The organism is Brevibacterium aurantiacum, from assembly GCF_900169065.1.
Lineage (GTDB): Bacteria > Actinomycetota > Actinomycetes > Actinomycetales > Brevibacteriaceae > Brevibacterium > Brevibacterium aurantiacum.
Map to the genome: position 1 here is coordinate 197,274 of NZ_FXZB01000003.1, position 8,893 is coordinate 206,166.

An 8,893-nucleotide genomic window follows, 5' to 3' on the forward strand; every position below is an offset into this window, starting at 1 on the left:
CGGCCCCGGCCTTAGGGCGGCCTCGGGGTTCAGGCCTTCTGCTCCACGAGTTCTTTCGCGATCTGATCGGAGGTGGTCGCCTTGCGCAGCTTCTGCTCGGCCGCGATGATGACCAGCGCACCCAGGCCCACCGCCGAGACCCACAGGTTCGGGTAGACCAAGGCTATGCCGCCGGCGACGAGCAGCAGCCGTTCGACGACGTTAGCCGAACCGAAGAAGTAGCCGGCCAGACCCGCTGAGACTCCGACCATGCCCAGAATCAGTGTGACCAGGGCAATCAGCATCTCCGACACGGTTCCCTGCAGCAGAAGTGCCGGCTCCAGGATGAAGACATACGGGATGAGGAAGCCCGCGATGGCGATACGCAGTGCAGTGACACCTGCGCGCATCGGATTGGCCGCCGCGATGCCCGCACCGGCATAGGCCGCCAGACACACAGGAGGTGTGATGTCGGCGAGGATGCCGAAGAAGAACACGAACATGTGTGCCGCGATGAGCGGAACGTCGAAGTTGTTATACAGGATCGGCGCGGCGATGGTGGCCGTCACGACGTAGTTCGCCGTAGTCGGAAGTCCCATGCCGAGCACCAGGCAGGCGATCATCACCATGAACAGCACGACGAAGAAGTTGCCTCCCGCGAGATCGACGAGCCCCTTGCCCAGCTGACCGCCGAGTCCTGTCACCGTGACGGTGCCGGCGACGATCCCAGCTGTCGCACAGGCCGCGATGACCGGCAGGGCCGTTCGTGCGCCCGAGACGAGCAACTCGACGAACCCCCGCGGAGTGAGACGGGTGATCTTGCGCAGGAAGCTGAGGATGAACCCTGTGCCGATGCCGAACAGTGCCGCACGGATCGGCGACATGCCGGACAGCAGAGTGAGGACGATGACGACGAGGGGCAGGAGCAGGTCGAGGCGTTTGAGCAGCTCGATGCCGTTGGGCAGGCTGCTCTTCGCCATGCCCAGGATTCCGGTGGTCTTCGCCTCGAAGTGGATGGAGAGGAACGCTCCGAGGAAGTAGAGGAGAGCGGGAATGATGGCGATGACGATGAGCCCGTTGTATTCGAGGTCGGGCACATTCTGAGCCATGATGAATGCCGCTGCGCCCATGATCGGCGGCATGAGCTGCCCGCCGGTCGATGCTGTGGCCTCGGTCGCGGCAGCGAAGTGGGGTTTGAACCCGGCCCGCTTCATCAGCGGGATGGTGAACGATCCCGAGGCGACCGTGTTCGCAACCGAAGAGCCCGAGACCATTCCCTGCAGACCCGAGGCCACCACGGCCGCCTTTGCCGGGCCGCCGGTGTACCGTCCGGTCAGCCGGAAGGCGAGGTCGTTGAAGAACTGTCCGATGTTCGTGTGGACGAGCATCACCGCGAAGAAGAGGAAGAGGAAGATGAAATTTGCCGACACCTGGATCGGCGTGCCGAATATGCCCCCGCCGCTGGACAGGAACATGCCTGTGGCGAGGTCTTCGACGCTCAGCCCCGAATGCCTGAACACCGGCAGGTAGTTGCCGAAGAGACCATAGAGCAGAGCGACTCCGGCGATGATGACGATCGGCAGGCCGACGCATCGACGTGTCGCTTCGAGAATGAGGAGCACTCCCAGGACGGCGACGAAGAAGTCGAGTTCGGAGTATCCGAGGATCTGCACCGAGTTGCTCACCAGGCGCGTGTAGTCGAAGAACACATAGAGATTGCAGCCGAGTCCGGCCAATCCGAGCAGGACGTCGTACCAGGGGATCCCTTTGCCCCGGCCGATGAGGATATCGGCCACCCGGTTTCCAGTGGCCGGCGCGTCGAGCAGCCGCCTACTGGCCGGGTAGAGGAAGAAGATCAGGGCTGTCGCCCCCGCAAGATGCAGGGACGAGTGCATCCACGTGTTGAACGGACGCTCCAGTGCCGCATAGAGGTGGTAGAGGGTGAAGACGATCGAGATACCGCCGATCACCCACGCCCACCACCCGAGGTCGGTGCGGAATCGACTCGAGGTGTCGACTTTGCGCAGCACCTCGGCGGAGTCCTGCTTCGCTTCCGCGGTCTGCTCGGCGACCGCCCCGGCCGCGTTGTCAGATGGCCGGGGCGGTGTCGGGTGATCACTCACGGCAGGTCAATGCCTTCTTCGTCGTAGTACTTCTGGGCTCCGGGGTGCAGCGGCACATCGCCGATGCCCAGCATGGCGGAGTCCTTGGTGATCAACTTCCCGACATCCAGCGTGATCTCATCGCTGTGCTCGAACAGCGCCTTGGTCATTCCGTAGGCGGTGTCCTCGCTGACCTGATCCGTGGAGGCCACCAGGGAGGCGAAGACGGACACCGTGGGCACGTCCTCCTCGAGGAAGTCGTAGGCATCGGCAGGGATGTCGTAGGATTCGGCACCACTGTTCTCTTCGATCGCCGAGGTCGTCTTCTCGTCGAGGCCGAGGAGTTTGACGTCGGTCGTCGCCGCCAGCTGCGTCAGTCCGGCCACCGGGGTGCCGACGACGAAGATCGTCGCATCGATCTGCTTGTCGGCGAGCATATCGGTCGAGGCCCCGAAGTCAGTGATCTCCGGCGTGTAGTCCGACTCGCCGATGTTCGCCGCGTCGAGTACGGCGTCCGAGATCGCGCGGGTACCGGAACCGGCATCACCGACGGCGATCTTCTTGCCCTTGAGATCCTGAACGGATTCGATCCCGGAATCTTCTCGCACGATGATGTGTGCGGCTTCAGGGTAGAGCGAGGCGATCCACCCGACATTGTCGATCTTCGTGCTGTCGAGGTCCTCGAGCTCACCCTGGACAGCGTTGTTCGCGGTGTCGCTCTGGGTGAAGCCCAGCTGCCACTCACCCTGGTAGATCTTGCCGAGGTTCTCCGCCGAGGCTCCGGACTCCACATAGTTGACGGACGTGCCGTCGACATTCTCTTCGAAGATCGTGGCGAGCTCGCCGCCGAGGGGATAGTAGGTTCCGGAGGTGCCTCCGGTTCCGAAGGTGAGGTCATTCGTGGTCTCACCTCCATCACCCGAACCACCGCCGGACCCGCAGGCGGAGAGACTGAGTGCGAGAGCGGCGATGGCCGCTACGGTCATGCGTCTGATATTCATCGTTTCCTCTTCGTCGTCAAAGTACTGTCACCAGCTGCCGTGCTGGTCACTCGGGTGCTTCCCTCCGAGACTATGCGGATGTTGTCATCATTCATGCTCTCAAACTGAATGTTTGCTGAATCGTTAACTGTCTCCTTCGCTCTGAACCGGACGATACGGTGCGATCTCGGGTTCGCCAGCCTCGGCGAGAATCTCTTCCCTGCTCTGACCGCGGCGGATGACGGAGAACTCGACTCCCTCCTGCTTGGCCCTGTACCCGAACACGGGCACCCGCGGGAGCAGGTTGTAGGAGAACGGATTGGAGAAGTAGTAGGCGCCGGTGTCGGGCACGGCCACGATGTCGCCGGCGTCAAGGCGCGGCAGCATTCGGTCGCGGGCCAGGAGGTCTCCGGCGAAGCAGGCGGGGCCGGCAACATCGGTGGGAACCGCCTCGGCGGATTTGGGACTGCCGTCTGGGTTGAACGGGAGGATACGCAGCGGCCAGTCGGTGGGGGCATAGGCCGTGCGGGTCGCGACCTGGACGCCGGCGTGGGTCATGGCGATGCGGCGGCCGCCGGTGGTCTTGGCATATTCGACGTGGGTCAGGATGGTGCCGGCCTTGGCCAGCAGTGCGCGCCCGAATTCGGTGATGATGTCGAAGTCGAACAGGCCGGGGACCTGCGTTTCGAGCACAGCCCGGTATTCGGCGAAGGTCGGGGTGATGTCCTCGCCGGCGAAGTTCACCGGCAGCCCCCCCGCCGATGTCGATGCGGGTGATCTGGCGGTCGTCGCTGCGGTTCTCCGCCTGAGATGACGCCCGGAAGGGTCCTCCCTCACGTTCTGCGGCGCGCGCATTGATTTCCTGCGCCAGCTCGACGACCGCTTCGACACCTGCGGCGGCCTGGTCGAGGCTGATGCCCTGGGAACCCGAATGGACGTGGATCTGGTTGAGCCAGGGACGCGCCAGGTAAGCCTCAATGAGTGTTTCGCGAGCTCCCGGGTCGGCCAGTCCGATGCCGAATTTCGATGTCTGTGTGGCAGTCGACAGCGCACCGATCGTGCCCGTGCCCGACTGTGGGTTGATTCGGATCCCCACCCTCGCCGAGGCGGTCCCGGGTCCGGGCTCATCCGCCCGGTTCGCGTCGGCGGAGGGTGTGCCTGCCCGGTTCGCGTCTGCATTGAGCGGTGCCTCGGCTGCGAGAATCGCATCGAGTCGTTCGAGTTCTGCATAGTTGTCGATGTTCATCGACACACCCAGCGACACTGCACGTGTAAGTTCGGACAGGGTCTTCGCCGGAGAGTCGAAGACGATGCTCTCAGGTGCGAAGCCTGCGGCCAGGGCAAGGTCGAGCTCGCCGGGACTGGCGACCTCGCATCCCGCGCCGACATCTGCGTAGTAGCGCAACAGGGCTCGCAGCGGCACGGCTTTGCAGGCCACGGCGTGGAGGACTTCGGTGTCCCCCGCGAATGCCGAAACCAGGTGCTCGTACGCGCCCGCGATCTGGTCGAGGTCGATGAGTCCGAGCACCGGAGTCGCATCATCGAGTATCGGCGACGGAGCGTCAACACCGTTGGCCTCGGCACCGGTTCCTACGACACCGCCTTCACGGGTTGAGCTCTTCGCCACGGCCTTGATGACCCGATCCCGGCTGGCCTGGACCGCCGGCCCCGACTGGTTTCTGTGCATAGCGTCCTTCGTTCGTGATGTGCTGTCACTCTAGAACGCCGCGACCAGGGCAAACGAACAATTATCTGCCAAACTTTCCCTCACTGCCTTGTGAGAACCACACAGCCGACGTCGATGGCGATTCGAAACCGCCTACACGTAGAGCCCCTCAGCCAGGTCTGTGCCGGATCAGTGGCTTTCCCTGTCGAAGACGAGCACAGCGAACTCCAGCCACAGCCGCCCCGCACGATCCGCCGTCGACAGGCCCGTGATCTCCTCGATCCGTGACAGACGGTGACGCAGGGAATTCGTGTGCACATGCAGACGTCGGGACGCCTCGGCGGAGTTTCCAACTGTTGCGAAGTACACCCGAAGAGTCTCGAGGAGCTGCCCCTGAAGCTTCGCATCGTGTGCTGCGAGCAGCCGGGCAGGCTCCGTGATGCGAGGACCCACCGAGCGCAGAGCATCGGCGACTTCGAGGCCCACGAGTTCGGCCGCAACATCCTCGGCCGTCGCCCCACGCACCACGTCCTGAGCGTCGACAGATCCGCTTCCCGCAGGCGTGGAAGCACCGCCGGCCAGCAGGGCGTCGACGACGTACACGGCTTCGGTCCACGAACGTGCCACATGGTCGAGGCGTTCGACCGCAGTGCCCACCCCGAAGTGAAACGGCTCGCTCGGAGGCAGGGACCGCTGCAACGTCGAGACGACATGAGACTTGATCTCAATCGCCGACATGCCCTCACTCATGTGCACGAGCACCGCCAGGTGACCATGAGTCCCCACATGGGCGAGCACGGCATCGGCGAAGGCGGCCCGCAGATGGAACCTCAGCACGGGCTCTCGGTCGGGGGCCACCTCGGCGAAGGCCAGGGTTGCGTAATGCCCGGAGAAGGGCAGCGCGAGCAAAGTTGCGGCCGGGCCCAGGTCCGGCGAGCCGCCGAGGATGGAGCCGAGGGCCTCGCGGCGGATGCGCTTCTCGAACGGGGACCGGCGCAGGGTCCGCAGCATCACCGGGACTGCAGCTCGGGCGGCATCCCGGAGTACCTCGCGCAGGGACGCCGGATCCACCGCGTCGGGGTAGGCGGCCCAGATCGTACCGAGCAGCTCGCCTTCGCTGCGCAGGGCGATGACCGACCGGGCAGGAGTGGTCCCGGCAGCTGGTCGCTCGACCACGTCGGTCGAACGGCGCACCACGTCGAGGAATCCGGATTCCTCGAGCTCGGCGATACGCCAGTCGGGGATTGCGCCGGAGAGGATGGTCTCGCGTCGAATGTCATCGATCTCATCGCCGAGGTTGGAGTGCGCAAGCACGCGCGACGCCGGGTCCTCGATCGTGATCGACGCACCCGTCATCTCCGCGATGACCGCGGCCAGCGCACTTAGATCATCGACATCTGGCCAGGCCAGGGCACTCGAGGCACCCTCGTTGAGCTGCCGCAGATGAACCAGCACCTCGGACCAGGTCACGCCGGTGGATCGTTCCAGCAGAATGGGCGCCGCTGACGTGTCTGTCCCCTCGCCGAGGTGGGCGTGCGTTCCCGGCGAAACGACGAGTGCCGCGGCACCCGAGTACCGCGCGCGAATCGTGTTGAGCCCGCCCGGACCGTCCACAGTTTCGGTGACGAGGACAACGGCCCCCGCGAGTCCAGCCGGAGAACCAAGAACACCGGCCGAGGCTCTGAGATCAAGGTCGAACTCGATGCGAGTGACTTCGACGTCGGTTTCGGTCTGGGTCAGGGGAAGCAGAAACCCCGCGGTCTCTCGCAACAGGCGGGAGACGCGCAGGGCATTCGTTTCACTCATATACCCACTGTAGTCAACGGCGCACCCACGCACCTCGTGACCCCGTCAACTACCGAACTTGTTTGTGCTTCAGACATTCCGCAATTGGACGGGGATCGAACGCCACCGCCAACCAGTCGATGGATCGTTCTCACCGTGCCTGCTCAGGTACGCTTCCACTTTCTGTCGCGTCTCGTGACTTCCATACTGCACTTCGATGATCGCCCCGGAACACAGTTCCACAGCAACGGCATCTGAATCATCGAACGTTGGAAAGTCGGCAAGCGAGTCCTCGACGACTCCCCGCGCGGGCACTTCATCGCAGTCGACATGCGAATCTTGGTTGTCATAGAGGACGTCTTGTGCGAGGTCGGACCGGATGAAGAGGACAGCGACGAGAACCAACACTGAGCAACCGACGCCGACGGACATGAGAACCCACAGTGCCTTTCGAATGAACTCCGTCATTCCGGAACGTAGAACTTATGTTGGATGGCACGGATGACGAGCTGCGCCAGATTCTTCGCATCCAGCTTGATCCGCAGATTCCTGGCGTGGGACTTCACCGTATAGACGGTGACAACTTGTCGTTCGGCGATCTCCGAGTAGTCCATCCCCTCACAGATCTGACGCAGCAGGAGCTTCTCGCTCGGAGTCAGAGTCGGCACCGTGCTCGGACTGTCCGCGGAGATATCGCCGCTGATCATGATGTCCTCCGCCAAGGAACGCAGCAGGGCCGGAGACTCTCCAGCGACTGCCGCTCGCGCGACGCGAACGAGTTCGGCATCTGTGGCGGACTTGTTCACCGCCGCTATCGCTCCAGCCTCGAGAGCTCGTGTGATGCCCGGCCCGGGCGAAACAGTGGTCAGCACAACGATCGTCGCCTCCGGGTTGAGACACATGATCTTCCTGGCCGCATCCACTCCGCTCATACCCGGATGCATGTTGACATCCATGAGGACAAGATCCGGGCGATGACGATCGAACGCTTCGATTGCGTCCTCACCGGAGTGCTGAGGTTCTAGAACTGTGAACCCTCCGTCGTCGACAAGAGCTGCAGCCACGGCTCTCGTCGTCCACGAATCGTCGTCGACGATGAGCACGACTATGCGCTCGTCTGCTGGCGAGCTGTCGTTCTCTAACCCGACCGAGCCGCTCATACCCTCTCGCTCTTCGTCGCCGATTCGTCACGGTCGGCACTCGTTTCGAGAGGCGCTGCGGAGGGCTCCGCCGCGGTGAAATCGTCGCGGGCACAGACTGCGTCGACCTCGTCTCCGTCACCCGAGGCGTGAAACCTGAGTGGCTGAACGACTTCGACGACGACGCGCCCCTGGTGAGTCGATCCCGTGGTGCAAGACCCGCCCAAGGCCTGAGCGCGCCGACTGAGAGATCGAGGCGGACGCGTCAGCGAGGTCGCAGCCTCATTCTCCGTACGGAATCGCAGGACAGCCGAGTCGTGTTCGCCACGATCCACGTCCACGGTCAGACTCGATTCGGTTCCCGGCAGGGAGTGTCGGATGACGTTCGTCGCCAGCTCCCGCATAATTGCGGTGAAATGTGCGCCTAGCACCGGGGAGGCAAATCGGGGCAGGGTGCCGACATTGAGCGTCAACGACACACCGCCGGCGGCGCAGCCGTTCTCAATGGACGTGGCCAGTGCTTTCGCCTCGGCCTGCAGTCGAATCCTGATCTGTCGCTCGTCTCCGTCACTGAGTTGTGTGACGAGCTGACGCAGGCGCTTCGACGCCTCGGTGTTGACCAGGGCGAGCTCGGCGAGCTGACGGTTTGTGCCGAGATCCCGCGACCCCCTGGCCAATGCCTTGATGATTGCGCCCTCTGTTGCGAGTGAGTTCGAGATTGTGTCGTGCATATCGCTGGTGAAGCGTGCACGCAATGACTCCACCGCCTGCTGGTGTTCCACGGCGGCGCGCTCCCGGCGTTGGATCTCACGTTGGATCCTCAGTTCGACGAATCCGGCGGCCAGGCCGATCAGTGAGTACGTGAGCCACCCATATCCGAAGTCGATGAACCCCGCAATGCCGCCGTCGTAGGCCGCCAGCTCGGTGCACGAGATGAGATAGGCGACCAGTCCCACTGTGCCGACAGCAGAGCCGACCCAACGCCGGTGGCTGAGCAATACAGCAATGGCGAAGATGAGCGCCTCGGGGAACATGTTCGGCTCTTCGCAGTTGAGGGTGTAGAACCGGTGCGCGTCGCTACACAGAAATAGGTCGAGGCCTTTCGAAGATGGAAGTTCCTACACAAACCATCCGAAAGACCTCGACGTGCACCACCTTACGTTCTCCACCCCTGACCTCACCACGTTCTGCCACCTCGACACACTCGGCCTGCACTGCACGGGCCAACACGTCACCGATTCA

The 8,893-nt window shown here is 63.5% G+C and carries 8 protein-coding genes and 1 pseudogene; 1 reads left to right on the forward strand and 8 read right to left on the reverse strand.

Annotation, left to right across the window (positions count from 1 at the left end; all coding sequences use genetic code 11):
- Positions 1 to 29: 29 nt before the first annotated feature.
- The 4 genes and pseudogenes from BAUR9175_RS03615 to BAUR9175_RS19615 form a co-directional block, all read right to left on the reverse strand.
- Complete coding sequence (locus BAUR9175_RS03615) at positions 30 to 2,102, reverse strand: TRAP transporter permease (protein ID WP_069600894.1); 2,073 nt, start codon at positions 2,100 to 2,102, stop codon at positions 30 to 32.
- A complete protein-coding gene (locus BAUR9175_RS03620) occupies positions 2,099 to 3,082 on the reverse strand; it encodes a TAXI family TRAP transporter solute-binding subunit (protein WP_069600895.1) in 984 nt (327 codons plus the stop codon). The genes BAUR9175_RS03615 and BAUR9175_RS03620 overlap by 4 nt, the downstream gene beginning before the upstream one ends.
- Positions 3,083 to 3,205: 123 nt before the next feature.
- Positions 3,206 to 3,805 carry a type III PLP-dependent enzyme domain-containing protein gene (locus BAUR9175_RS19610; protein ID WP_257944254.1) on the reverse strand — a complete coding sequence of 200 codons (600 nt, stop codon included), beginning with the start codon at positions 3,803 to 3,805 and terminating at the stop codon, positions 3,206 to 3,208.
- 169 nt (positions 3,806 to 3,974) lie between these two features.
- A pseudogene (locus tag BAUR9175_RS19615) lies at positions 3,975 to 4,577 on the reverse strand (type III PLP-dependent enzyme domain-containing protein); the annotation flags it as partial.
- On the opposite strand from BAUR9175_RS19615, the gene BAUR9175_RS19620 reads away from it, so the two are divergent.
- On the forward strand, positions 4,503 to 4,676 hold the full coding sequence (locus tag BAUR9175_RS19620; RefSeq protein ID WP_257944255.1) for a hypothetical protein: 174 nt from the start codon (positions 4,503 to 4,505) through the stop codon (positions 4,674 to 4,676). The pseudogene BAUR9175_RS19615 and the gene BAUR9175_RS19620 sit on opposite strands and share 75 nt — an antisense overlap.
- Positions 4,677 to 4,916: 240 nt before the next feature.
- Here the strand turns inward: BAUR9175_RS19620 and BAUR9175_RS03630 are convergent, their stop codons facing one another.
- The 4 genes from BAUR9175_RS03630 to BAUR9175_RS03645 form a co-directional block, all read right to left on the reverse strand.
- Positions 4,917 to 6,533, reverse strand: a complete 1,617-nt coding sequence (locus tag BAUR9175_RS03630) for a PucR family transcriptional regulator (RefSeq protein WP_069600897.1) — start codon at positions 6,531 to 6,533, stop codon at positions 4,917 to 4,919.
- A gap of 69 nt (positions 6,534 to 6,602) precedes the next feature.
- Positions 6,603 to 6,980 carry a hypothetical protein gene (locus BAUR9175_RS03635; RefSeq protein ID WP_069600898.1) on the reverse strand — a complete coding sequence of 126 codons (378 nt, stop codon included), beginning with the start codon at positions 6,978 to 6,980 and terminating at the stop codon, positions 6,603 to 6,605.
- The gene (locus BAUR9175_RS03640; RefSeq protein ID WP_069600899.1) at positions 6,977 to 7,672 is read right to left on the reverse strand and encodes a response regulator; all 696 of its coding nucleotides are present in this window, start codon (positions 7,670 to 7,672) and stop codon (positions 6,977 to 6,979) included. The genes BAUR9175_RS03635 and BAUR9175_RS03640 overlap by 4 nt, the downstream gene beginning before the upstream one ends.
- A complete protein-coding gene (locus tag BAUR9175_RS03645; protein ID WP_096161803.1) occupies positions 7,669 to 8,685 on the reverse strand; it encodes a sensor histidine kinase in 1,017 nt (338 codons plus the stop codon). The genes BAUR9175_RS03640 and BAUR9175_RS03645 overlap by 4 nt, the downstream gene beginning before the upstream one ends.
- Between the last annotated feature and the right edge of the window lie 208 nt (positions 8,686 to 8,893).